Annotated in this window: 23 protein-coding genes; 3 read left to right on the forward strand and 20 right to left on the reverse strand. The window is 61.8% G+C overall.

Features of this window, described 5'->3' with window-relative positions:
• Positions 1-2: 2 nt before the first annotated feature.
• The 20 genes from AT959_RS15290 to AT959_RS15385 form a co-directional block, all read right to left on the reverse strand.
• A complete protein-coding gene (locus AT959_RS15290; RefSeq protein ID WP_066884770.1) occupies positions 3-908 on the reverse strand; it encodes a D-alanine--D-alanine ligase in 906 nt (301 codons plus the stop codon).
• Positions 905-2296, reverse strand: coding sequence for a UDP-N-acetylmuramate--L-alanine ligase (murC, locus tag AT959_RS15295; protein ID WP_066884774.1), 1392 nt, complete (start codon positions 2294-2296; stop codon positions 905-907). The genes AT959_RS15290 and murC overlap by 4 nt, the downstream gene beginning before the upstream one ends.
• On the reverse strand, positions 2293-3351 hold the full coding sequence (gene murG / locus AT959_RS15300; RefSeq protein ID WP_066884776.1) for an undecaprenyldiphospho-muramoylpentapeptide beta-N-acetylglucosaminyltransferase: 1059 nt from the start codon (positions 3349-3351) through the stop codon (positions 2293-2295). The genes murC and murG overlap by 4 nt, the downstream gene beginning before the upstream one ends.
• Positions 3348-4511 carry a putative lipid II flippase FtsW gene (ftsW, locus tag AT959_RS15305; protein ID WP_066884779.1) on the reverse strand — a complete coding sequence of 388 codons (1164 nt, stop codon included), beginning with the start codon at positions 4509-4511 and terminating at the stop codon, positions 3348-3350. The genes murG and ftsW overlap by 4 nt, the downstream gene beginning before the upstream one ends.
• The gene (gene murD / locus AT959_RS15310; protein WP_066884782.1) at positions 4508-5860 is read right to left on the reverse strand and encodes a UDP-N-acetylmuramoyl-L-alanine--D-glutamate ligase; all 1353 of its coding nucleotides are present in this window, start codon (positions 5858-5860) and stop codon (positions 4508-4510) included. Before murD ends, ftsW begins: the two co-directional genes overlap by 4 nt.
• A complete protein-coding gene (gene mraY / locus AT959_RS15315; protein WP_066884784.1) occupies positions 5861-6964 on the reverse strand; it encodes a phospho-N-acetylmuramoyl-pentapeptide-transferase in 1104 nt (367 codons plus the stop codon).
• Complete coding sequence (locus tag AT959_RS15320) at positions 6964-8334, reverse strand: UDP-N-acetylmuramoyl-tripeptide--D-alanyl-D-alanine ligase (RefSeq protein WP_066884787.1); 1371 nt, start codon at positions 8332-8334, stop codon at positions 6964-6966. Before AT959_RS15320 ends, mraY begins: the two co-directional genes overlap by 1 nt.
• Positions 8331-9815, reverse strand: a complete 1485-nt coding sequence (locus AT959_RS15325) for a UDP-N-acetylmuramoyl-L-alanyl-D-glutamate--2,6-diaminopimelate ligase (protein ID WP_240481859.1) — start codon at positions 9813-9815, stop codon at positions 8331-8333. Before AT959_RS15325 ends, AT959_RS15320 begins: the two co-directional genes overlap by 4 nt.
• Positions 9812-11560 carry a peptidoglycan D,D-transpeptidase FtsI family protein gene (locus AT959_RS15330; protein ID WP_066884790.1) on the reverse strand — a complete coding sequence of 583 codons (1749 nt, stop codon included), beginning with the start codon at positions 11558-11560 and terminating at the stop codon, positions 9812-9814. Before AT959_RS15330 ends, AT959_RS15325 begins: the two co-directional genes overlap by 4 nt.
• Positions 11560-11838, reverse strand: a complete 279-nt coding sequence (ftsL, locus tag AT959_RS15335) for a cell division protein FtsL (protein WP_066884794.1) — start codon at positions 11836-11838, stop codon at positions 11560-11562. The genes AT959_RS15330 and ftsL overlap by 1 nt, the downstream gene beginning before the upstream one ends.
• A complete protein-coding gene (gene rsmH / locus AT959_RS15340; RefSeq protein WP_066884797.1) occupies positions 11838-12764 on the reverse strand; it encodes a 16S rRNA (cytosine(1402)-N(4))-methyltransferase RsmH in 927 nt (308 codons plus the stop codon). Before rsmH ends, ftsL begins: the two co-directional genes overlap by 1 nt.
• Positions 12761-13207, reverse strand: coding sequence for a division/cell wall cluster transcriptional repressor MraZ (gene mraZ, locus AT959_RS15345; RefSeq protein ID WP_066884799.1), 447 nt, complete (start codon positions 13205-13207; stop codon positions 12761-12763). The genes rsmH and mraZ overlap by 4 nt, the downstream gene beginning before the upstream one ends.
• Positions 13208-13727: 520 nt before the next feature.
• Positions 13728-14432, reverse strand: coding sequence for a DsbC family protein (locus tag AT959_RS15350; protein WP_066884801.1), 705 nt, complete (start codon positions 14430-14432; stop codon positions 13728-13730).
• 9 nt (positions 14433-14441) lie between these two features.
• Positions 14442-15605, reverse strand: a complete 1164-nt coding sequence (locus AT959_RS15355; RefSeq protein WP_066884804.1) for a UbiH/UbiF family hydroxylase — start codon at positions 15603-15605, stop codon at positions 14442-14444.
• A gap of 38 nt (positions 15606-15643) precedes the next feature.
• Positions 15644-16018: a hypothetical protein gene (locus tag AT959_RS15360; protein WP_066884807.1), complete on the reverse strand. Its 375-nt coding sequence runs from the start codon at positions 16016-16018 to the stop codon at positions 15644-15646.
• Positions 16019-16075: 57 nt separating this feature from the next.
• Positions 16076-16375 (reverse strand): HU family DNA-binding protein, encoded by a 300-nt coding sequence (locus AT959_RS15365; protein ID WP_066884810.1) that lies wholly within the window; start codon positions 16373-16375, stop codon positions 16076-16078.
• A gap of 223 nt (positions 16376-16598) precedes the next feature.
• The gene (locus AT959_RS15370) at positions 16599-17225 is read right to left on the reverse strand and encodes a NapC/NirT family cytochrome c (protein ID WP_066884813.1); all 627 of its coding nucleotides are present in this window, start codon (positions 17223-17225) and stop codon (positions 16599-16601) included.
• A 6-nt stretch (positions 17226-17231) separates the two neighbouring features.
• On the reverse strand, positions 17232-17669 hold the full coding sequence (locus AT959_RS15375; protein WP_066884816.1) for a nitrate reductase cytochrome c-type subunit: 438 nt from the start codon (positions 17667-17669) through the stop codon (positions 17232-17234).
• Between the two features lie 70 nt (positions 17670-17739).
• A complete protein-coding gene (gene napA, locus AT959_RS15380) occupies positions 17740-20253 on the reverse strand; it encodes a nitrate reductase catalytic subunit NapA (RefSeq protein ID WP_066884819.1) in 2514 nt (837 codons plus the stop codon).
• Positions 20250-20516 carry a chaperone NapD gene (locus AT959_RS15385; protein ID WP_066884822.1) on the reverse strand — a complete coding sequence of 89 codons (267 nt, stop codon included), beginning with the start codon at positions 20514-20516 and terminating at the stop codon, positions 20250-20252. The genes napA and AT959_RS15385 overlap by 4 nt, the downstream gene beginning before the upstream one ends.
• A 305-nt stretch (positions 20517-20821) precedes the next feature.
• Between AT959_RS15385 and ahpC the strand changes: the two genes are divergently transcribed.
• The 3 genes from ahpC (at position 20822) to AT959_RS15400 (ending at position 23678) form a co-directional block, all read left to right on the forward strand.
• Entirely contained in the window at positions 20822-21385 is a 564-nt protein-coding gene (gene ahpC, locus AT959_RS15390; protein WP_066884825.1) for an alkyl hydroperoxide reductase subunit C, read from the forward strand.
• Between the two features lie 137 nt (positions 21386-21522).
• Positions 21523-23076 carry an alkyl hydroperoxide reductase subunit F gene (gene ahpF, locus AT959_RS15395; RefSeq protein WP_066884828.1) on the forward strand — a complete coding sequence of 518 codons (1554 nt, stop codon included), beginning with the start codon at positions 21523-21525 and terminating at the stop codon, positions 23074-23076.
• 110 nt (positions 23077-23186) lie between these two features.
• A complete protein-coding gene (locus tag AT959_RS15400) occupies positions 23187-23678 on the forward strand; it encodes an acyl-CoA thioesterase (RefSeq protein WP_066884831.1) in 492 nt (163 codons plus the stop codon).
• Positions 23679-23829 lie beyond the last annotated feature (151 nt).

Genomic DNA, 23829 nt, shown 5'->3' on the forward strand with positions numbered 1-23829 from the left:
CCTCAGTCGTTGGCAGCCAGTTCGAGCACCCGACGGACCAGTGTCGGGTAGTCCATACCGGCCACCCGCGCCGCCATCGGCACCAGCGAGTGATCGGTCATGCCGGGCGCAGTATTCACTTCCAGGAAGTAATGATTGCCCTCTTCGTCCATCAGGAAATCGACCCGCCCCCAGCCCCGGCCGCCGAGGATGCGGAAGGCTTCGAGCGCTCCCTTGCGGATTTCCATCTCCTTGGCTTCCGGCAAGCCGCAGGGGCACAGGTAACGGGTATCGTCGCGGTTGTACTTGGCTTCGTAGTCGTACCATTCGGTGGCCGGTTCGATCTTGATGATCGGCAACGCCTCGTCGCCCAGGATGCCGACCGTGTATTCGCCGCCCATGACGCCCTTTTCGGCGATCACCAGCGGATCGTGGCGGGCCGCTTCGGCGTAGGCCAGATGCAGCGTGTCGTGCGCCTTGACCTTGGTGACGCCGATCGACGAGCCTTCGCGGGCCGGCTTGACGAACAGCGGCAGACCGAGTTCTTCCTCGATATCGGCAAAATCGGAATCGGCGGTGAGTAGCGCATATTCCGGAATGGCCAGGCCGGCCGCCTGCCACATCAGCTTGGTGCGAAACTTGTCCATGGCCAGCGCCGAGGCCAGCACGCCGGAGCCGGTGTAGGGAATATGCATCACTTCGAGGGCCCCCTGGATCGTGCCGTCCTCGCCATGCCGGCCATGCAGCGCGATGAAAGCGCGGTCATAGCCCTTCAGCGCATCGAGCGGCTGCTCGGCCGGATCGAAGGCGTGGGCATCGATGCCTTGGCCCAGGAGGGCGGCCAGCACGCGGGAACCGCTATTCAGAGAGACTTCGCGCTCGGCGGAGGTGCCGCCGAAAAGAACCGCGACTTTGCCAAAACCGCTCATTGCATATCCACCACTTTGCCGGGCACCGCGCCGATCGAGCCGGCACCCATCGTCAGAACCACGTCGCCATCGCGGGCGACATCCATAATCGTTTGCGGCATGGCCGCAATATCCTCGACAAACACCGGCTCGACCTTGCCGCTAACGCGCAGGGCACGGGCCAGCGAGCGGCCGTCGGCGGCGACAATCGGCGCTTCGCCGGCAGCGTAGATTTCGGCCAGCAACAACGCGTCGACCGTGGACAACACCTTGACGAAGTCCTCGAAGCAGTCGCGCGTCCGCGTGTAGCGGTGCGGCTGGAAAGCCAGCACCAGGCGGCGGCCGGGGAAGGCGCCGCGAGCGGCGGCCAAGGTTGCCGCCATTTCGACCGGGTGATGACCGTAGTCATCGACCAGCGTGAAGCTGCCGCCAGCAGGCAAGGCCACTTCGCCGTAACGCTGGAAGCGGCGGCCGACGCCCTTGAATTCGGCCAGCGCCTTGATGATCGCGGCGTCCGGCACCTGCACTTCGGTCGCCACGGCAATTGCCGCCAGCGCATTGAGCACGTTGTGCATGCCCGGCGTATTCAGCGTGATCGGCAAGCGGGAAACGGAACCATTGACGCGGACACAATCGAAGCGCATCTGACCGTCGACGGCGACGACGTTTTCCGCATGGAAATTGCAATCCGGGCTCAGGCCGTAGGTGACGATCTGCTTCGAAACACGCGGCATGATGGCGCGCACGTTGGGATCGTCGCCACAGAGCACGGCCACGCCGTAGAACGGCAGGCGGTTGAGGAATTCGACAAAAGCGCCTTTCAGGCGCTCGAAGTCGTGACCGTAGGTTTCCATGTGGTCGGCATCGATATTGGTGACCACCGAGATGACCGGCGACAGGAACAGGAAGGAGGCATCCGATTCATCGGCCTCGGCCACCAGGAAATCGCCGCTGCCCAGACGGGCATTCGCCCCGGCGGCATTCAGTCGGCCGCCGATGACGAAAGTCGGGTCGATGCCGCCTTCAGCCAGAATGCTGGCGACCAGGCTGGTCGTCGTCGTCTTGCCATGCGTGCCGGCGATGGCGATGCCACGTTTCAGACGCATCAACTCGGCCAGCATCTGCGCCCGCGGCACGACCGGAATCTTGCGTTCGCGGGCAGCGACCACTTCAGGATTGTCTTCCTTGACGGCGGTGGAAACGACCACTGCCTCGGCACCGGCGGCATGCTCGGCGGCATGGCCGATCATCACCTTGACCCCCTCGGCCTCCAGGCGACGGGTCGTCGCACTGGCCGCGAGGTCGGAACCGCTGACCGTGTAGCCCAAATGGGCCAGCACCTCGGCAATGCCACTCATGCCCGAGCCGCCGACGCCGACGAAGTGGATGTGTTTGACCTTGTGTTTCATTTCGCGCTCTCTGCACAGATATTCGCCACTTCTTCGGTGGCATCGGGCTTGGCCAGGCTGCGGGCGTTTTCGGCCATTTCCAGCAGTTGACCGCGGGAATAGTTGCGGATCAGCGCAATGGCGTCCGCCGTCAGTTCGTTTTGCGGCAGCAGGATGGCGCCACCGGCATCGACCAGGAACTTGGCATTGCCGGTCTGGTGGTCGTCCACCGCATGCGGGAAAGGCACCAGGATGCTGGCGACACCGGCCGCCGCCAGTTCGGCAACGGTCAGCGCGCCGGCCCGGCAGATCACCAGATCGGCCCATTCGTAGGCGCCGGCCATGTCCTCGATGAAGGAAACGCAGTGCGCCTGGACGCCAACCGCCGCGTAATTGGCCTTCAAGGCCTCGATATGCTTCTCGCCGGCCTGATGGACGATTTGCGGCTGCTGCTCGGCAGTCAGCAAGGCCATGCCTTGCGGCACCATTTCGTTCAGCACCTGCGCCCCCAGGCTGCCGCCGATGACCAGCAGGCGCAAGGCGCCCGTCCGTTCGGCGTAGCGTTCGGCCGGCGGCGCCAGGGCGGCAATTTCCGGCCGCACCGGATTGCCGACCCAGACGCCCTTGTCCAGCACCTCCGGAAAACCGGTGAGGATCTGGTCGGCAACGCCGGCCAGCACACGGTTGGCCAGGCCTGCCACCGAATTCTGTTCATGGACGACCAGCGGCTTGCCGAGCAGCGAGGCCATCATGCCGCCCGGGAAAGTGATGTAGCCGCCCATGCCGAGCACGACTTCCGGTTGCACCTGGCGAATCGCCTTTTGGGCCTGCCAGAAGCCGCGCAACAGGTTGAACGGCAACAGCAGCTTGCGCAACAGGCCCTTGCCGCGCAAGGCGGCAAACTTCAGCTCGACCATCTCGAAACCATGCTGCGGCACCAGGCGCGCTTCCATGCCTTCCGGATTACCCAGCCAGACGACGTGCCAGCCACGGTCGCGCATTTTCTCGGCAACGGCCAGCGCCGGGAAGATGTGACCACCGGTCCCGCCGGCCATGATCAGGATGGTTTTGCTCATAGTTTGCCTCCACGCATCAACTGGCGATTTTCCCAATCGACGCGAAGAAGAATGGCCAGCGCCACGCAGTTGGCGAGAATGCCGGAACCGCCGAAGCTCATCAGCGGCAAGGTCAGGCCCTTGGTTGGCAGCAAGCCCATATTGACGCCCATGTTGATGAAGGACTGCACGCCGAACCAGATGCCCATGCCCATGGCGACCAGGGCCGGGTAAAGGCGGTCGAGCTGAACGCACTGGCGGCCAATGGCGAAGGCGCGCTGCACGAGCAGTGCGAACAGCGCGATGATGGCCAGCACCCCGAAAAAGCCGAGTTCCTCGGCGATCACCGCAAGCAGGAAGTCGGTGTGCGCTTCCGGCAGATAGAACAGTTTTTCGACACTGGCGCCGAGACCGACGCCGAACAGTTCGCCGCGACCGAAAGCAATCAGCGAATGCGACAACTGGTAGCCGCGGCCGAAGGCATCGGCCCACGGGTCCATGAAGCCGAAGACGCGGTCGCGCCGGTAAGGCGAGACGATAATCATCACCGTAAAGGCGAGCAGCAGGCCGACGATCAGCATGGCGAACAGGCGTGCCTTGAGGCCGCCAAGGAAGAGGATGCCCATGGCGATCGAGATGATGACGACGAAGGCGCCGAAGTCCGGCTCCTTGAGCAGCAGCATGCCGACGATGGCCATGGCGCCGAACATCGGCAGGAAAGCCTGCTTCAGGTCGTGCATGACGTTGATCTTGCGCACGGTGTAGTCGGCGGCGTAGAGCACCGCGAACATCTTCATCAGCTCGGACGGCTGCAGGTTGGCGAAGCCGAGCGGCAGCCAGCGGCGGGCGCCATTGACGTCGCGGCCGATACCGGGAATCAGCACGATGGCGAGCAGGACGACGCCGGCCATGAACAGGAAGGGCGCCGACTTCTGCCACAGCGCCAACGGCACCTGGAAAGCGACGGCCGCCGCGACCAGGCCGATGCACAAGAAAATGCCGTGGCGAACCAGGTAATAGGCCGGCTGGTGACCGGTGAAGCGACCGCCTTCGGCAATCGCGATCGACGCCGAATAGACCATTACCATGCCGGCGAAGAGCAGGATCAGCACGCTCCACAGCAGCACGTAGTCGATCTCCGCCACTTGGCGGCGCGGGGCGTCGAGGGCACCGATCATCATGATTGCAGCCCCTGCACCGCGTCGATGAAAGCCTGGGCGCGGTGGGCGTAGTTCTTGTACATGTCGAGACTGGCGCAGGCCGGCGAGAGCAGCACGCAGTCGCCTGCTTCGGCATGGGCGGCCAGCCAGCGCACCGCTGCTTCCATGTCGCCGAGCATGCGGGTCGGCACGCCGCTGCCTTCGAGGGCCATGCCGATCGCCGCCGCATCGCGGCCGATCAGGGCGATGGCGCGGCCATGCTTCTCCAGCGCCGGTTTGAGCGGCGAGAAATCCTGGCCCTTGCCGTCGCCGCCGAGCACGATGGCGACCTTGCGCCCCATGCCTTCGATGGCGGCCAGCGTCGCGCCAACATTGGTACCCTTCGAGTCATCGACGTAGAGCACGCCGCCGATCTCGGCCACTGTTTCGACGCGGTGCGGCAGGCCGGCGAAGGACGTCAGCGGCTCGACCAGGCGGCTCGCTTCAACACCGACCGCTTCACACAGCGCCAGCGCCGCCATGGCGTTGGCGGCATTGTGCAAACCGGCCAGTTTGAGGCGGTCCACCGCAACGATGGCTTGCTGGCCGCGGCAGATCATGCCGTCGGCCAGGCCGTAATCGACGCCGCGCGGCGCAGCGTTCAGACCGAACGTAATCATCTTGCGACCGCAGCGGCCGTTGGCCATCGACCAGTCGTCGTCGCGATTGAGGATCAGCGCGCCCTTGCCCTGGAAGACGCGCGCCTTGGCGCCGGCATAATTGGCCAGGCTGCCCTCGTAGCGGTCGAGATGATCTTCCGAGACGTTGAGCACGGTGGCCGCGGCAGCATTCAGGTGATGCGTCGTTTCGAGCTGGAAACTCGACAATTCGACGACCCAGACCTGCGGCAAAGCGCCGGCATCCTGCGCATCCATCAGCGCGTCAAGGGCTGACGGCGAGATGTTGCCGCAGGCGATGGCCGACACGCCGGCACCGTTCAACAGGTGGGCGGTCAAGGCCGTGGTCGTCGTCTTGCCGTTGCTGCCGGTAATGGCGACGATCTGCGAGGCCGGCACCTGCTCGCGGACGCCGGCCGCGAACAGTTCGATTTCCGAGATCACCGGCACGTTGACCGCAGCAATCTGCGGCGTCGCCTTCGGCACGCCCGGCGACAGGGCGACACAATCGACCCCGGCAAAAGTGGCGGCGACAAGCGGCCCGGTGATCACTTCGGCTTCCGGAGCGACACCCGCCAGCGCTTCAAGATTCGGCGGGTTGTCGCGCGAATCGGCGACGCGGATGCGGGCACCCTGGCGATGTAGCCATTTGGCCATCGCCAGTCCGGACTCACCGAGTCCGACGACCACAACGCGTTTGCCCCGAAGTTCCATTTAGCGCAGCTTCAACGAAGAGAGACCGATCAGCACCAGCATGATGGTGATGATCCAGAAGCGAACGACGACCTGCGTTTCCTTCCAGCCGGTCTGTTCGAAATGGTGATGCAACGGCGCCATGCGCAGGATGCGCCGGCCTTCGCCAAATTTTTTCTTGGTGTATTTGAAGTAGCTGACCTGCAGCATCACCGACAGGGTTTCGACGACGAAGACGCCGCCCATGATCAGCAGCACGATTTCCTGGCGCAGGATGACGGCGACGGTGCCGAGTGCGGCGCCCAGCGCCAGCGCGCCGACATCGCCCATGAAGACTTCGGCCGGATAGGCGTTGAACCACAGGAAACCGAGCCCGGCCCCGGCGATGGCGCCGAGCAGGATGCACAGTTCGCCGGCGCCCGGCACGTAGGGAATCAGCAGATATTTGGCGTACACCGCATGACCGGTGACGTAGGCGATCAGCGCAAAGGCGGCGGCGATCATCACGGTCGGCATGATGGCTAGGCCATCCAGGCCGTCGGTCAGGTTCACCGCATTGCTGGTGCCGACGATGACGAAATAGGTCAGTGTGATGAAGCCGATGATGCCGAGCGGATAGCTGACCGTCTTGATGAACGGAATGATCAGTTCGGTCTGCGCCGGAGACTTGGTCGAATAGGCGAGGAACAGCGCGGCGCCGAGGCCGAGCACCGACTGCCAGAAATACTTCCACTTGGCAGCGAGGCCTTTCGGGTCACGGTAAACAACCTTCTTCCAGTCGTCGTACCAGCCGACGATGCCGTAGCCGAGCGTGACGACCAGCACGGTCCACACATACTTATTGGTCAGGTCGCCCCACAACAGCGTCGTGACGCCGATGGCGATCAGGATCAGCACGCCGCCCATGGTCGGGGTTCCCGATTTGACGAGGTGGGTCTGCGGACCGTCATTGCGTACCGCCTGGCCGATCTTCTTCGCCGCCAGCCAGCGGATGACGCGCGGCCCGGCGGCTAGCGACAGCAGCAGCGCGGTCATCGCGGCAAGCACGGCGCGCAGCGTGATGTAGTTGAAGACGTTGAAGAAGCGCACGTCCTGGGCGAGCCATTGGGCAAGAGCCAGCAGCATCAGTTGTTCTCCTCGGGAGTGGCTGGCGCGGCGAGGGCATCGGCCACCCGTTCCATTTTCATGAAGCGCGAGCCTTTGATCAGGACGGTGGTTTCCGGCCCCAATTCCTTGTCGACCGCAGCAATCAGCTTTTCGACATTGCAGTAGTGCTTGGCGCCTTCGCCGAAGTTGCGCACCGCCTGCTGCGCGGCATCGCCCAGCGCATAGAGGCGGTCGACGCCCTGGCTCTTGGCGTAACCGCCGATTTCGTCGTGGTACTGGCCGCTGGCCTCGCCGATTTCGCCCATGTCGCCCAGGACCAGCAGCTTGTGGCCGATGGTCGAGGCCAGCACGTCGATGCCGGCCCGCACCGAATCCGGGTTAGCGTTGTATGTATCGTCGAGAATCTCGGCGCCCTTGCGGCCGGCCCGCCGCTGCAAACGCCCCTTGACGCCGGAAAAGGCTTCCAGGCCGGCCTGCACGGCCGCCATCGGGACGCCCGCCGTCAGGCAGGCCGCCGCTGCGGCCACCGCATTGCGCGCATTGTGGCGCCCGGGAATGCGCAGGCGAATCAGCGCTTCCCCTTCCGGCGCGTTCAGTTCAAGTTCGGTTTCCAGACCATGCTGGCGCACCTTGCCGTGCACATCGGCGACATGATCGATGGCGAAGGTGCGCACCGTGTGCAAACCGGCCATGCCGCGCCAGCGCTCGGCGTAGCAGTCGTCGGCATTGATCACGGCAACACCGCCCGCGGGCAGGCCGGCGAAGATGCTGCCCTTCTCGCGCGCCACTTCGTCCATGTCGCCCATGCCTTCGAGGTGGGCCCGCTGGGCATTGGTCACCAGCGCCACGCTCGGTGCGCCAATCGGCGCCAGATAGGCGATTTCGCCGGGATGGTTCATACCCAGCTCGATGACGGCGGCGCGATGCGTCGCGTTCAGGCCAAGCAAGGTCAACGGCAGACCGATGTCGTTATTGAAATTGCCGCGCGTCGCCAGCACGTTGCCACCGAACTCAGCCTGCAGGATGGCGGCGATCATTTCCTTGGTCGTCGTCTTGCCGTTGGAGCCGGTCACCGCGATCACCGGCAAGGCGAAGCTGGCGCGCCAGGCTGCGGCCAGGGCACCAAGGGCGAGGCGGGTATCGGCGACGACCACGGCCGAGACGCCAGCCGGCAGCTTGTCGGCGTCATCAACCAGGAAAGCGGCCGCGCCGCTGGCCGCGGCTTGGGCGAGAAAGTCATGGGCATCGAAGCGTTCACCGCGCAAGGCAACGAACAACTGGCCGGTGCCAATCGCCCGGGTATCGGTGGAAACGCCAGTCAGGGCGAGGTCGGCGCCAAGCAGGCGGCCACCGACGGCATGTGCAACTTGTGAGAGCAGCCAGTTCATACGGCAGACCCCTCCTTGGATTCGGTGCGACGGAGCGCCAGCGCAGCCTGCGCCTGCTCGACATCGGAAAACGGGTAACGGACGCCGGCGATTTCCTGGTAAGGCTCGTGGCCCTTGCCGGCGAGCAGGATGACATCGCGCGCATCGGCCTCCAGCACCGCCCGCCGAATGGCGGCGGCGCGGTCGGCTTCAACTTCGGCATGGGTCATGCCGGCCAAAATATCTTCAATGATCGCCTGCGGCGCTTCGCTGCGCGGGTTGTCGCTGGTGACCAGCACGCGGTCGGCCTGGGCGGCGGCCAGGGCGCCCATTTGCGGCCGCTTGCCCTTGTCGCGGTCGCCGCCGCAGCCGAAGACAACGCACAGGCGACCGCCGCGCGGCGTCGCCACGTCGCGCAGTGCCGTCAGCGCATTGGCCAGCGCATCCGGCGTATGGGCGTAGTCGACGACGACCAGCGGTTCGCCGTTGCCGCCCACCCGCTCCATGCGGCCCGGCGGCGGGGTCAGTTCGGACAGGCGGCGCGCCACCTCGGCGGCCGGCAGTCCGGTGTCGTGCAGCACGGCGGCCACCGCCAGCAGGTTATGAATGTTGTAACGACCGACCAGGCCGGTATCGACGGTGGCCCGGCCATTCGGCACGACCAGTTCGAAACGCTGACCGAAGGGGGTATCGACCAGTTGCTCGGCGCGGACCAGGGCCGGGAAATCGCGCTTCGGCTCGCCGATGGCGTAGCCCAGCACGCGCAGCGCGGTGGTTTCGCGGATCAGCTTCTGGCCCAGTTCGTCGTCGAGATTGATGATCGCGGTGCGCAGGCGCGGCCAGGCGAACAGCTTTTCCTTGGCTGCGGCATAGGCTTCCATCGTCAGGTGGTAATCGAGATGGTCGCGCGTGAAGTTGGTGAACACGGCAACATCGACCCGCGCCCCGTTCATCCGCCCTTCCTCGATGCCGATCGAACTGGCTTCGAGGGCGCAGGCGGCGGCGCGCTCGCGACGGAACTGGGCGAGATAGCGCATCAGGGTCGTCGCTTCCGGCGTCGTGAAGCCGGTCTCGACCAGCGCATCCGGAAAACCGGCACCCAGGGTGCCGATGATGGCACAGGGCTTCGGGTAGGCCTTGGCCAAGCACTGGCTGATTGTCGTCTTGCCGTTGGTGCCGGTAATCGCGATCAGCGACAGGCCTTCGCTTGGATGACCGTAGACGGCATGTGCCAGCGGCCCGGCCAGCGGGCGCAGAGTGCCCACCGGCAGGTTTGCTACGGTCAACGCCGCATTCCAGGCGAAATCGCCGCCCGGCTGCCAGAGCACGGCAATGGCGCCGCGTCGGAGCGCATCGGCGATATAGAGGCGGCCATCGGCCAGATCGCCCGGATAGGCCAGGAAGAGATCGCCCGGCTGGACCTGGCGGCTGTCGTCGGCGACACCGGCCGGCACGATACCCATTGCTTCCAGACGGTCGAGGAGTTCGCGCGGCGTGCTCACAGGCGCCCCTTTCCGGCTTCGGCTTCCGCCACCTGGAGCGCGCCATCCGGCGGTACGCCCAGCGTTCGCAGGGCGCCGCCCATGATCTGCGAGAAGGCCGGACCGGCCACGTCCCCACCGTAGTGCGCACCGCCGGTCGGCTCGTCGATCATCACGGCGACCACCAGACGCGGCTCGCTGATCGGCGCCAGGCCGACAAACGATGCAATGTACTTGCGGGCGTAGACGCCGCCCTCGATCTTGTAGGCCGTACCGGTCTTGCCACCGACCCGGTAGCCGGGGACGCGCGCCTTCGGGGCGGTGCCGCCGGGCTGCACGGCCATTTCAAGCATGGCGCGCACTTCGCGCATGGTTTGCGGCGAGAAGACGCGGGTACCGCGCACCGGGCCATCGTCGACCTTGGTCAACGACAGCGGCATCAGTTCGCCGTCGCGGGCAAACACGGTATAGGCCCGGGCCAACTGGACCAGGCTGACTGCAATGCCGTGGCCGTAGGACATCGTCGCCTGTTCGATCGGCCGCCAGTTCTTCCAAGGCCGCAGGCGACCATTGACCTCCCCCGGAAAACCGAGGTTGGGTGCCTGGCCGAAACCGATGCTGTCGAACATTTCCCACATTTCCTTCGGCGGGAAGCCGAGGGCAATCTTTGCCGTCCCGACGTTCGATGACTTCTGGATCACTTCGGCCACGGTCAGGGCGCCATGCGGGTGCGCATCGGAGATCGTCGCCGAGCCGATGGTCAGACGCCCCGGGGCGCAGTTGATCACCGTATCGAAGCGGACCTTGCCCCGTTCCAGCGCCAGCGCCGCCGTAAACGGCTTCATCACCGAACCCGGCTCGAAGGTATCGGTGATGGCACGATTGCGGAGTTGGGCGCCGGAAAGGTGTTGCCGGTTATTCGGGTTGTAGGTCGGCCAATTGGCCAGCGCGAGAATCTCGCCGGTCCGGGCATCGATGACGATGGCCCCCCCGGCTTTGGCATTATTGGTATCGACCGCCGCCTTCAAATGGCTGTAGGCGAGATACTGGATTTTTGAATCGAGCGCCAGGCGGACATCCTTGCCATCCTGCGGCGGCTTGGTCGCCCCGACATCCTCAACGATGCTGCCGCGCCGGTCGCGGATCACCGTCCGGCTGCCGGCATGACCGAGCAAACTTTGCTGGAAGGCCAGTTCGACACCCTCCAGGCCCTTGTCGTCAACGCCGGTGAAGCCGACGATGTGGGCGGTCATGTCGCCAGTCGGGTAATAGCGGCGATATTCCTTTTCCTGATGAACGCCGGGCAGCTTCAGCGCCGCGATGCGGTCGGCCGTTTCCGGGGCCACCTGACGCTTGACGAAAACGAAGGTCTTCTCGGAAGCGATCTTGCCGTCCAACTCGCGCACGCTCATGTCGAGCAGGCCGGCCAGTTGCTGTTTCTGCGGCGCCGCCATGGTCCGCGCATCGCCAGGAATCGCCCAGATCGACTTCATCGGCGTCGACACGGCCAGCATGTCGCCGTTGCGGTCGGTAATCTTGCCGCGCGAGGCGGAAACCTCGATATCGCGGCGATAGCGCGAATCGCCCTTTTCCTGCAGGAAATCGTTGTTGATCACCTGTAGATAGAAGCCGCGGGCGACCAGCGCCAGAAAGGCACCCATCAACAGCAGGCCGACCATGCGCGAACGCCAGCCCTGCAGCGCCAGTTGCAGCACCGGGCTTTCGGTAAAGCGATGACCCCGTTGCGGGCGGCGGCGGACGACCATCAGCGCCCCGCTTTCTTGACGGCCGGCGGCACGACACGACCGATGGCATCCGGCGTCACCATATGCAAGCGGTCACGGGCAATTTTTTCGACCCGCGGATGGGTTGCCCAGGTCGACAGTTCAAGTTGCAACTGGCCGTACTCGACATCCAGTTGCCTGGCCCGCTCCTGCTCTCCCTCCAGATCCTGAAAGAGCTTGCGCGCCCGGTGCTGGGAGGTGACCACACCCAGCGCGCAAACCACCACGATCAAGAGAAGGAACATGTTGAAACGGACCATTACAGTTTTTCCGCAACCCGCATCACGGCACTCCGTGCCCGCGGATTAGCCGCCACTTCAGCCGCCGACGGCTTGAACGGCTTGCCAAGCAGACGCAGTTTCGGCTTCGGCAATTGGTCGGCGCGTAACGGCAAGCCCTTCGGCAAGTCATCGGCGGTCGACTGCGCCCGCATGAAAGTTTTGACGATACGGTCTTCCAGCGAATGAAAGGAGATCACAACCAGTCGGCCACCCGGCTTCAACAGCTCGAGCGCCTGCGGCAGGGCTACCTCCAGCTGGCGGAGCTCTTGATTGATATGAATCCGTAGAGCTTGAAAGCTGCGCGTCGCCGGGTCCTGCCCTGGCTCACGGGTGCGCACGGCCTCGCGTACGATGGCCGCGAACTGACCTGTTGTGACAATAGGTTGTTCGAGCCGAGCAGCCACAACCTTCTTTGCAATCTGGAAAGCAAACCGTTCTTCGCCATAGTTTCTAATAACCTCCGTGATATCCCTTATTTCGGCCCGCGCCAGCCACTCGGCGGCCGTCTCGCCCTGCGTCGTATCCATCCGCATATCGAGCGGCGCGTCGTAGCGAAAGCTGAAGCCGCGCTCCCCGTCGTCGATCTGCGGCGACGACACCCCCACATCAAAAAGAATTCCGTCAACGTCCCGCACCCCGGCCTCGGCCGCGGCCTCGCCGATTTCGCCAAAGGCACGATGGACCAGTTGAAAACGGGAATCATCAATTGCCGCCCCCGCCGCAATGGCATAAGGGTCGCGGTCAACGGCCACCAGACGGCCTTTTTCACCAAGTGCCGCGAGAATGCGACGACTGTGGCCGCCACGCCCGAAGGTGGCGTCCATATAAACGCCGTCCGTTTTTACCGCCAGGGATTCAACCGCCTCTTCGAGCAGCACCGTGACGTGGGTGCTACCCGCGGTCACAGCACCAGATCCCCGAAGCCCGGCGGCAGATCGCCGGAAAGCGCCTCCGCAGCCAGATCGTTCTGCTCCTTCCAGCCAGCCTCACTCCAGATTTCAAAGTGACTGCCCATGCCGACCAGATAGACGGTTTTGCCGAGGTTGGCGTAGTCGCGCAATTCGTTGGCGACCAGAATGCGGCCGGCCGAATCGAGCTCTTCGGTCCGGGCATTACCGACCAGTACACGCTTGATCGAGGCCGCCCGCGGATCGAGGCTGGAAGCTTTGAGAATTTGATCGCGGATCGGCTGCCAGGCCGGCGACGGGTAAAGCAGCAGGCAACGGTGCGGGTGCGCGGTCAGGACGAGCGAACCCTCGGCGGCCGCAAGCAGGGGCTCGCGGTGCCTTGCCGGTATGGCAAGCCGCCCCTTCGCGTCCAGACTGAGTGCTGCAGCCCCTTCAAACATTACCCGTCTCGCTCCCCGTTTACCCACTTTTCAACACGTTTTCCCACTTTAGAACAACAACCCACCTCAGTCAATAGACAAATTGGGAATTTTTTCTTATGCAACAAGGACTTACGCGCACTTTTGTTGACGAATCGCTATTGAAATTACCCTTAAAAATCAAAGCACGGACATAGACACTTAAAGTGACTTATAAGGATTTGAGGCAAATCAATTGCCACCCACCCAGCGCATGCCGTCGTGGTAAAACGACAACTCAAAAAGGGGAAAAACGGTGCTTCCCGGCAGCATGCCGAAAGCCGGATCACGGACACTTGGCTAGCGCGCGATGACACCCTGCGCGCTTGGTGCGACACAGTAATTGATCGGCACAACGCGCCAATCCACCCGACGCGATGCCAAGAGGAAATGCACGGCGAGCCCGAACCGGCAGAAGAATGCTCAAGGCCCGATCACGTCTCCTGGCCCCACAAATGACAAGGGCGACCGGTGGTCGCCCTTGGCTGAAATCTGCGACTGACTATCTAGCCAGATTCAACTTTTGCTCGATCCTCGCCAGCGGCATCGCCCCCGGCACACGTTCGCCATCAACGAAGAACATGGTCGGCGTACCAGTGATGTTGAGCTTGCGCCCGAACTCCTGATTCTTGCCGATTGCTGCGGTGTCACAATCCTCTTTGGCGGCCGGCGCCCGTCCGTCAATCATCCAGTCATTCCAGGCCTTGGCGCGATCAGCCGCACACCAGATCTGCTTCGACTTGCGGACAGAATCTTCGGACAGGATCGGATAAAGGAAGGTGTAAACCGTGACGTTTTCAAGCTTGGCAATATCCTTGGCCAGACGCTTGCAATAACCACAGTTCGGATCCTCGAAGGTCGCCAGAACGCGCTTGCCATCGCCGCGCACCTGCTTGATCGCACGATCGAGGGGCAAGTCGCTGAACTTGATCGCCGTCAGCTTTTTCATCCGCTCGTCGGTGACATTCTTCATCGTCTTGGCATCAATCAGCTGCGCCCCAACCATGATGGCACTCATTTTCTCGTCGGTGTAGAAGATATTGCCGTCAGCGTAAACCTCGTACAGACCAAGGTAACCCGACTTGGCAACACTCTCCACCTTCGCCCCCAACTTGGCCTCCATCCCCTTTCTGATCTCGACCTCATCGGCCGGGCTTGCTGTACTGAAGAGAAGCGCCATTGAAAGCGATACAAGTTTCACGAACATCCAGTTCTCCTAAAGAGCACCCAGCGCATAACGCACCAGGGCATTTTTCATAAAGGGCAAGCCATTGGTCAGATTGAGGCCGGCATTACGCAAGGCACGCAGGCCAGGCGGCGTCTCGCGAAACAGGCGACGCAAGCCGTCAGTCGTTGCCTGCATCAATATTGTTTCTTCCCGGCGCGCCCGCTGGTAGCGACGAAGCAGGCGTTCATCGCCAATATCCTGCCAAGGCTGGGTTCCGGACAGCAAGCCAGCCAACGCACTGGCATCTTGAAAACCGAGATTGATGCCATGACCGGACAAGGGATGAATGCCATGCGCCGCATCGCCGATCAAGGCCAGCCGCGGCGCGACAGTTTGCGGCACGCGCATCAGGCGCAGCGGAAAGGCGGCAGGCGGAGTCAGCAACTGCAATCGCCCAAGGCGATTAGCCCCCGCCTCGGCGACTCGCTCACAGAGCGCCTCCGGGGCCAGCGCACAAAGTTGGTCCGCATGGTCATCGGGAGTAGACCAGACAATGGAAATGCGGTTCCCGGGCAAGGGCAGGTAGGCCAGAACACCATCATCGCGGAACCATTGATAGGCAATATTGCGATGCGGCGTTTCGACCGAAAAATTGGCCACCAGCCCTTTCTCGTTATACGGACTATTTAGTGCGGCCAACCCAGCCGCCTGCCGCACCCACGAATCACGGCCATCAGCAGCAACCAGCAAACGAGCCGACAATGTCACGCCATCAGCCAACTTGAGGACGGCCGCATCGTGGCGGAACTCAAGCTGCGCCGGCCGGGCCGGACAGAACAGGGTGAGATTGCTTTGCCGCTTGGCACTCTCCCAGAACTCGCAAGCCATCAATGACGACTCGAGAATCCAGCCCAGTTCAGAGACACCGGTATCGAAGGCCGAAAAATCGAGCTTTCCGCCTGCGTCGCCAAAAATCTGCATGGCGCGAATCGGAGCCATACGCGCCCGATCGAGATGCTTCCAGGCGCCAATCGATTCGAGAAAGAGGGCATTAGCCGGGCTGATCGCGTAGATACGCGCATCCCACCCCTCAGACTGGTGCGGCGCCTGGCTTTCCACCAGGGCAATCCGCAGGCGGCTATCCCGCAAGGCGATGGCCAGACTGGCTCCAGCCAGGCCGCCGCCGACGATAATCAGATCAAATTGCTGCATGACGGCAATTATGCCGCTTTACGGGAGCGAACAGAACGTCAGGCGGCGGGATTGCCACCACCGGCGCCACCGGAACCACCCGACGAGGGCTTGTTCTGACGCGGACGACGGTTGTTGTTATTGGTGTTGGTACGTGGCCGATGCTTTTTCTGCTGGCCAAGGCCACCGCCACCACTGCCGCCGGCTGGCTTGCCATGGTGATGACCGCCACCGGTACTACCACCCATCGGCTCATTGCCGGAAATGCGGTTGCCGGGCGCCAGTTGAATTTCAAGCTCGATGATCTCGTCCCACTGCTCATCTGTCCTGTCCCGCTCGGGAACGGACAGCAGTTCGCGCAGGCGGCGACGGTTGTCGATAGGCTGCGGGGCGGGCGGAGTAACAGGCGGGTTTTCTGGGTTTGGATTATTCATTGCACAAGTAAAAAGCGGAGCCCGTTTAGCGCGAGCCCCGCATTCGAAGATGCCAGATTATTTCTTCTTGGCAGGAGACTTCTTGGGGGCGACTGCCGCCTTGAAAGCGGTACCGGCAGAGAATTTCGGCACGGTTGTGGCCGGAATTTTCAGCGTAGCGCCGGTCTTGGGATTCTTGCCGGTGCGCGCTGCGCGCTGAGCGGACTTGAATGTGCCGAAACCAACGAGGGTAACAGATTCCCCTTCTGAGACGGTTTTTACAACCGCACCAATAATCGCCGACAGCGCCTTATCGGCGGCGGCTTTGGTAATACCAGCTTCTTTTGCAGCAACTTCGACCAGCTCGGATTTATTCATCTAAGTGCCTCCTGTTACCTGTTGGTTAGTAAGAAAACTGGCCGTTGGGACGGCAGCACAATAAAAGTAGCACACCTTGCAGGATTAGTGTTGGCGCGGAAAGCCATATTTCGCGGAGGCAAGGTGAATATTTGTAATTTACATACGTTGACCGCAGCAATACCGCGCAAAAGACAACCCCGGCCTCAAGCCGGGGTTGTCGGGCGCGACTGACAAAGCCTAATTACTTGCTTTCATCCTTGGGTTTATCGCCGTGAGAAATCTCGACGGCCCCCTCGTTCTGCTTGCCGATGTGCTGGTCGATTGCCGGCAATTGGTGAGCAATACCCTTATGGCAGTCGATGCAGGTCTTGCCTTGATCAAATGCCACCGGATGAGTCCGTGCTGCACGATTGCCCTGTTCCGTATAGTCCATGTAATCGTAACGGTGACAGTTGCGGCATTCGCGGGAATCGGTGGACTTCATGCGATCCCATTCATGCTGCGCCAGTTCGTGACGTTTCTTGTTGAACTTCTCCGGCGTGTCGATGGTGCCGAGGATCTTGTGCAGAACTTCGTTCGAAGCCTGGATTTTGCGGATCATCTTCGGCCCCCACTCCTTCGGCACATGGCAGTCGGGACAGGTGGCGCGAACGCCGGTACGGTTCGTATAGTGAATGGTGTTCTGATATTCCTTGAAGACGTTTTCTTCCATCTCATGGCAGGAGATACAGAACGATTCCTTGTTGGTCGCCTCCAGAGCCCAGTTGAAGCCCCCCCAGAAAACGATACCGGCAACGAACAGCAGCAGTGCGCTGACCAGACCGATCCGCTTGAGCCAAGCGGGCATGTATTTTTCGAGACTCATCATTCCCCCTTAGTTTTTGGTAGCTGGCTTGTAGGTATTTTCCACCAGCGGCTTGGCATCGTACTGCGGCACATGGCACTGCATGCAGAAATAACGACGCGGCGAGATGTTTTCGTGTTTCTTGTCTTCGCGGTCCAAATAGTGCGACTTGGCAACCTTGGTCGCCCCGGTTTCTTCGGCGCGCGCCTTCGAATGGCAGTCCATGCACTTGTTGAAATTCTGGGTGATGTTGTAGCCCTTGACGCTATGCGGGATCAGCGGCGGCTGTTTCTGGAAATTGCGGGGAATGGTGTCCTTGTCCTTCTCGGGACGGAACATATCGACCTTGGACTCCTGTTCAATCGCGACGTCGCCCCGTTCAGACAACAACTTTTCCTGCGCGCAGGCACTGCCGACTCCGGAAAGGAGCACGGCAGCAGCCAGGGCCAGAGCAGGGATAAATCTCATGGTTTATTACCTCCGATGAACGGCCGGAGCAACCCGGCCGCTTTTTCGTTATGGGTGGGCGCGATGGCGATCAGGCCTTGATAACCTTGACGGCGCACTTCTTGTAATCCGTTTCCTTGGAAATCGGGCAAGTCGCGTCCAGCGTCAGCTTATTGATCAGGCGACCGGCATCGAAGAAGGGAACGAAGACCAAGCCACGCGGCGGCTTGTTGCGACCACGGGTTTCGACGCGCAACTGGATTTCACCGCGCCGCGAAGCCACCTTGACCTCCATGCCGCGCTGCAAACCGCGCGCCTTGGCATCATCCGGATGCATGAACAGCACGGCATCGGGGAAGGCCTTGTAGAGCTCTGGCACACGCCGGGTCATCGAACCGGTATGCCAGTGCTCCAGCACACGACCGGTACACAGCCAGAGGTCGTATTCTTTGTCCGGCGACTCGGCAGGCGGCTGATACGGCAGTGCGAAAATGACCGCCTTGCCGTCCTTATGGCCGTAGAACTTCACACCCTCGCCCTTCTTGACGTACGGGTCATAGCCTTCGCGGAAGCGCCACAACGTTTCCTTGCCGCCAACCACCGGCCAGCGCAGACCACGCGCCTGGTGGTAGGTTTCGAATGGGGCCAGGTCATGACCGTGACCACGACCAAAGGCGGCATATTCTTCGAACAAGCCCTTCTGCGGATAGAAACCGAAATGCTTGGCTTCATCGTTGTCGAAGCCGGGCTGGGTTTCCTTGGCCGGGAACTTGTTGACCACGCCGTTCGCGTACAGCGCGTCGAACAGGGTCTTGCCCTTGAGCTTCGGTGCCTTGGCCAGCAATTCGGCAGGCCAAACCTCTTCCATCTTGAAGCGCTTGGAGAACTCCATCAGCTGCCACAAGTCGGAACGAGCCTCGCCTGGAGCACGGACCTGCTGGCGCCAGAACTGGGTACGACGCTCGGCATTGCCAAAGGCCCCTTCCTTCTCGACCCACATCGCGGTCGGCAGGATCAGGTCGGCCGCCATACAGGAAACGGTCGGGTACGGGTCGGAAACAACGATGAAGTTGGCCGGGTTACGCCAGCCCGGGAACATTTCCTCGTTGATGTTCGGCCCGGCCTGCATGTTGTTGTTGCACTGCTGCCAGTAGAAATTGACCTTGCCATCCTTCAGAGCGCGCTGCATGGCCACGGCGTGGAAACCGATCTTGTCGGGAATCGTGCCTTCCGGCAGACCCCACAGTTCTTCGGTGTGCTTGCGGTGTTCCGGGTTGGTGACAACCATGTCGGCCGGTAGGCGATGCGAGAAGGTACCGACTTCGCGCGCCGTACCGCAGGCGGACGGCTGGCCGGTCAGCGAGAACGGGCTATTGCCCGGCTCGGAGATCTTGCCGGTCAGCAGGTGGATGTTATAGACGAGGTTGTTGGCCCAAGTGCCACGGGTATGCTGATTGAAGCCCATGGTCCAGAACGAGACGACCTTGATCTTCGGGTCGGCATACAGTTCGGCCAGTGCCTTCAGGTCCTTCTCAGGCACGCCGGACAGCTTGGAAACCTTCTCGACGGTGTATTCGGAAACGAACTTCTTGTACTCGTCGAAGGTAATCGGGTCGGACTTGCCGGTGTCGCCCTTCGGCTTGCCGTCGGCTCCAGGATAACCGTTGCTGGTCGCATCTTTTTCCAAAGCATGCGTCGGACGCAGGCCGTAGCCGATGTCGGTCGCGCTCTTCTTGAAATTGATGTTCTTGTCGATGAAGGCCTGATTGACCTTGCCGTTCTGGATGATGTAGTTGGCGACATAGTTGAGGATCGCCAGATCGGTCTGCGGCGTGAAGATCATCGGGATGTCGGCCAGCTCATAGGAGCGGTGCTCGTAGGTCGACATTACGGCGACCTTGACCCCCTTGTTCGACAGCTTGCGGTCGGTGATGCGGGTCCACAGGATCGGATGCATTTCCGCCATGTTCGAACCCCACAGCACGAAGGCATCGGCATGCTCGATATCGTCGTAGCAGCCCATCGGCTCGTCGATACCGAAAGTGCGCATGAAGCCTGCAACTGCCGAGGCCATACAGTGACGCGCATTGGGATCGAGGTTGTTGGTGCGGAAGCCAGCCTTCATCAGCTTGGAGGCGGCATAGCCTTCCCACACTGTCCACTGACCGGAACCAAACATGGCCAGACCGTTCGGGCCCTTGGCCTTGAGCGTCGCCTTGGCCTTTTCTTCCATGATGTCGAAGGCCTGCTTCCAGGAGATCGGCGTGAACTCGCCGTTCTTGTCGTACTTGCCATCCTTCATGCGCAGCATCGGCGAGGTCAGACGATCCTTGCCGTACATGATCTTGGAAAGGAAATAACCCTTGATGCAGTTCAGGCCGCGATTGACCGGCGCATCCGGGTCGCCCTGAGTGGCGACCACTTGGCCGCCCTGGGTGCCGACCAGCACGCTGCAACCGGTGCCGCAAAAGCGGCAAGGAGCCTTGTCCCAGCGAATTTCGTCCTTGCCGGTGGCGGCGACCGCACTGGCTCCAGGCATTCCGGCCGCTGATATGGCCGCGGCAACTGCGTTGGCCTTGATGAAATCCCGTCGATTGAGTTTCACGCCTCTACCTCCTCGGTATCTGATTTATCTGATTCATCGTCGCTATATTGATAAACCATGGCTACCGATGCGACGCCGGGGATACCATGCATGGCCGCGTAACTGTCGGCAGCCGAATTCGTATCACTATCTTCAATAGTGACGACAAGCTTTCCTTCCGGGCTTTGAGCATGAATCTCGACCCCCGGCATTTTCTGCAACGCCACACAGACCTCTTCGAGACGTATGGGTGCAACATGCAAAATGGCACTGGATATGTTCATCCGGCCCTACCTCCAAAATTACATCGGCCACAAACCGATACGGGACCGTATCTTCCCGATCTAGAAAAGCAAGCAATTGATATGAGTCAACTTCATACCGCTGACCGAATCAACCTACTACCAATAGCAGCCAGAACTAGTACTTTCTATCTACGTCATAGCCCGCCACAAGCCAACTATCAAGCCAGGCGGCCGTCGATAGCAAATTTCTATACCCGATATTTAAGCAATCAATTAGCCCAATCGACGCGTCGCTCCTAATATGGCGTTGTGTTCAATTTCCAACACCCACTCAGGAGAAAACAATGTCCCTCATCAACACCCAAGTTCAACCATTCAAGGCCCAGGCTTTCCACAACGGCAAGTTCATCGAAGTCACTGAAGCCAGCCTGAAGGGCAAGTGGTCCGTCGTGATCTTCATGCCGGCCGCCTTCACCTTCAACTGCCCGACCGAAATCGAGGATGCCGCCAACAACTACGCCGCATTCCAGAAGGCTGGCACCGAGGTGTACATCGTCACTACCGACACCCACTTCTCGCACAAGGTCTGGCACGAAACCTCGCCGGCCGTCGGCAAGGCCCAGTTCCCACTGATCGGCGACCCGACCCACCAGCTGACCCGCGCTTTCGACGTGCATATCGACTCCGAAGGCCTGGCCCTGCGCGGCACCTTCGTGATCAACCCGGATGGCGTGATCAAGACCGTCGAAATCCACTCCAACGAAATAGCCCGTGACATTTCCGAGACCCTGCGCAAGCTGCAGGCCGCTCAGTACACCGCCGCCCACCCGAACGAAGTCTGCCCGGCCAAGTGGCACGAAGGTGATGCCACTCTGGCACCGTCGCTGGACCTGGTGGGCAAGATCTAAACCCGCCGTTTGCCAGGAATTCCGCCGCGCCCACTCGGGCGTGGCTGGATTTCAGCGATTTGCTGCGGTCGACCGCAGGACTGGCCGATATTCGATGGCCAGGGCAAATCAGTGAAATTCAGCACAAGGAAAACATCATGCTCGACGCCAACATCAAGGCTCAACTCAAGGCCTACCTCGAAAAACTGCAACGCCCGATCGAACTCGTCGCCTCGCTTGACGACAGTGCCAAGGCGCAGGAAATGCGCGGCCTGCTGGTCGACATAACTGCCCTTTCCAGCAAAGTCAGCCTGCGCGAAAACGGCAACGCCACCTTGCGCCCCTCCTTCGCCATCGGCCAGCCCGGTGAAGCGCCGCGCATCACCTTTGCCGGCATCCCTATGGGTCACGAATTCACCTCGCTGGTCCTCGCCCTGCTGCAAACCGGCGGCCACCCGCCCAAGGTCGATGCCGCCGTGATCGAGCAGATCAAGGCCCTGCCCGGCAGTTTCAATTTCGAGACTTTCATCTCGCTGTCCTGCCACAACTGCCCGGATGTTGTGCAGGCGCTCAACCTGATGGCCGTGCTCAACCCCAACGTGACCAGCACCATGATCGACGGCGGCATGTTCCAGGGTGAAGTCGAGCGCCGCAAGATCATGGCCGTGCCGACCGTTTTCCAGGGTGACGCCGAATTCGGCGCCGGCCGGATGAGCATCGAGGAAATCATCGCCAAGCTCGACACTGGCGCCGCCGCCCGCGACGCCGAAAAGATCAATGCCAAGGAAGCCTACGACGTGCTCGTCGTCGGCGGCGGCCCGGCCGGCGCTGCAGCCGCCATCTACGCTGCCCGCAAGGGCATCCGCACCGGTCTGCTGGCCGAGCGCTTCGGCGGCCAGGTCATGGACACGCTGGCGATCGAGAACTTCATTTCAGTCAAGGCCACCGATGGCCCGAAACTGGCCATGGGCCTCGAAGAACACGTCAAGGATTACGACGTCGACGTGATGAACCTGCAACGCGCCACACAACTGATCCCCGGCGACCTCATCGAGATCAAGCTCGAAAATGGTGCCTCGGTGAAAAGCAAATCCGTCATCCTCTCCACCGGCGCCCGCTGGCGCGAAATGAACGTGCCCGGCGAGCAGGAATACCGCGGCAAAGGCGTCGCCTACTGCCCGCACTGCGACGGCCCACTGTTCAAGGGCAAGCGCGTGGCGGTCATCGGCGGCGGCAACTCCGGGGTCGAAGCGGCGATCGACCTCGCCGGCATCGTCGGCCATGTCACGCTGCTTGAATTCGACGGCCAGCTACGCGCCGACGCCGTGCTGCAGAAAAAACTGCACAGCCTGCCCAACGTGACGGTCATCGTCAAAGCGCTATCGACCGAAGTCACCGGCAACGGCGAGAAAGTCAACGGGCTGATCTATAAGGATCGCGACACCGACGAAGTGAAGCGCATCGATCTCGAAGGCATCTTCGTACAGATCGGCCTGCTACCCAACACGGACTGGCTCAAAGGCACGGTCGGCCTGTCCAACCGCGGCGAAATCGAAATCGATGCCAAGGGCCAGACCGACGTACCCGGCGTCTTCGCCGCCGGCGACTGCACAACTGTGCCCTACAAGCAGATCATCATCGCCATGGGCGCCGGCGCCACCGCCTCGCTCGCCGCCTTTGACCACCTGATCCGGACCTCGGCCCCCGCCTGAGAATCCGGCCTCGCCCGTAATACAGCCCGCAGAATTCGCTTCTGCGGGCTGTTATTTTTTGGGGAACGCATGGCTATACTGCCTTCGCCACACCAATAGGAAATTGACGCATGCACCTCCCCAAACATCAACTCGCCATGACCGTCCTGATGACGCCGGACATGGCCAACTTCTCCGGCAATGTCCATGGCGGCACCATCCTCAAGCTGCTCGACCAGGTCGCCTACGCCTGCGCCAGCCGCTACGCCAGCCAGTATGTCGTCACCCTGTCCGTCGACCAGGTCATGTTCCGCCAACCCATCCACGTCGGCGAACTGGTCACCTTCCTGGCCTCGATCAACTACACCGGCAATACCTCGATGGAAGTCGGCGTCAAAGTCCTCACCGAGGACATCCGGGCGCAAGTGATCCGCCACGCCAATAGCTGCTTCTTCACGATGGTAGCCGTAGACGAACAAGGCCAGCCGACCGTGGTCCCCGCCCTCACCCCGCAAACCCCCGACGAGCTCCGCCGCCACCAGGCCGCCCAGATCCGGCGCGACCTGCGTAAGGAATTCGAGATCCGGCAACGCCAGCTGAAGCCGGCTGCGCCGAAAACCTAAGTACGGCACCAGCCATGTGCCACACCTTTGTGTCGCACATGGCGCGACCGGCAAATGAAAAAGCCGCGGCCCCTTTCGGATCAGCGGCTTTTTCATTGTAAGCGCCCTATTGAGGGCAGTCTATTCGGCGACTCATGAACGCGTGAAACTT

Origin of the sequence: Dechloromonas denitrificans (assembly GCF_001551835.1) — a bacterium.
In the GTDB taxonomy this organism is placed as follows: domain Bacteria; phylum Pseudomonadota; class Gammaproteobacteria; order Burkholderiales; family Rhodocyclaceae; genus Azonexus; species Azonexus denitrificans.

Bases quoted from the DNA above. Each gene is read 5' to 3' on its own strand.
- AT959_RS15290 (WP_066884770.1), bottom strand. From the start codon at position 908: ATGAGCGGTTTTGGCAAAGTCGCGGTTCTTTTCGGCGGCACCTCCGCC.
- murC (WP_066884774.1), bottom strand. From the start codon at position 2,296: ATGAAACACAAGGTCAAACACATCCACTTCGTCGGCGTCGGCGGCTCG.
- murG (WP_066884776.1), bottom strand. From the start codon at position 3,351: ATGAGCAAAACCATCCTGATCATGGCCGGCGGGACCGGTGGTCACATC.
- ftsW (WP_066884779.1), bottom strand. From the start codon at position 4,511: ATGATGATCGGTGCCCTCGACGCCCCGCGCCGCCAAGTGGCGGAGATC.
- murD (WP_066884782.1), bottom strand. From the start codon at position 5,860: ATGGAACTTCGGGGCAAACGCGTTGTGGTCGTCGGACTCGGTGAGTCC.
- mraY (WP_066884784.1), bottom strand. From the start codon at position 6,964: ATGCTGCTGGCTCTTGCCCAATGGCTCGCCCAGGACGTGCGCTTCTTC.
- AT959_RS15320 (WP_066884787.1), bottom strand. From the start codon at position 8,334: ATGAACTGGCTGCTCTCACAAGTTGCACATGCCGTCGGTGGCCGCCTG.
- AT959_RS15330 (WP_066884790.1), bottom strand. From the start codon at position 11,560: ATGGTCGTCCGCCGCCGCCCGCAACGGGGTCATCGCTTTACCGAAAGC.
- ftsL (WP_066884794.1), bottom strand. From the start codon at position 11,838: ATGGTCCGTTTCAACATGTTCCTTCTCTTGATCGTGGTGGTTTGCGCG.
- mraZ (WP_066884799.1), bottom strand. From the start codon at position 13,207: ATGTTTGAAGGGGCTGCAGCACTCAGTCTGGACGCGAAGGGGCGGCTT.
- AT959_RS15350 (WP_066884801.1), bottom strand. From the start codon at position 14,432: ATGTTCGTGAAACTTGTATCGCTTTCAATGGCGCTTCTCTTCAGTACA.
- AT959_RS15355 (WP_066884804.1), bottom strand. From the start codon at position 15,605: ATGCAGCAATTTGATCTGATTATCGTCGGCGGCGGCCTGGCTGGAGCC.
- AT959_RS15360 (WP_066884807.1), bottom strand. From the start codon at position 16,018: ATGAATAATCCAAACCCAGAAAACCCGCCTGTTACTCCGCCCGCCCCG.
- AT959_RS15365 (WP_066884810.1), bottom strand. From the start codon at position 16,375: ATGAATAAATCCGAGCTGGTCGAAGTTGCTGCAAAAGAAGCTGGTATT.
- AT959_RS15370 (WP_066884813.1), bottom strand. From the start codon at position 17,225: ATGATGAGTCTCGAAAAATACATGCCCGCTTGGCTCAAGCGGATCGGT.
- AT959_RS15375 (WP_066884816.1), bottom strand. From the start codon at position 17,669: ATGAGATTTATCCCTGCTCTGGCCCTGGCTGCTGCCGTGCTCCTTTCC.
- AT959_RS15385 (WP_066884822.1), bottom strand. From the start codon at position 20,516: ATGAACATATCCAGTGCCATTTTGCATGTTGCACCCATACGTCTCGAA.
- ahpC (WP_066884825.1), top strand. From the start codon at position 20,822: ATGTCCCTCATCAACACCCAAGTTCAACCATTCAAGGCCCAGGCTTTC.
- ahpF (WP_066884828.1), top strand. From the start codon at position 21,523: ATGCTCGACGCCAACATCAAGGCTCAACTCAAGGCCTACCTCGAAAAA.
- AT959_RS15400 (WP_066884831.1), top strand. From the start codon at position 23,187: ATGCACCTCCCCAAACATCAACTCGCCATGACCGTCCTGATGACGCCG.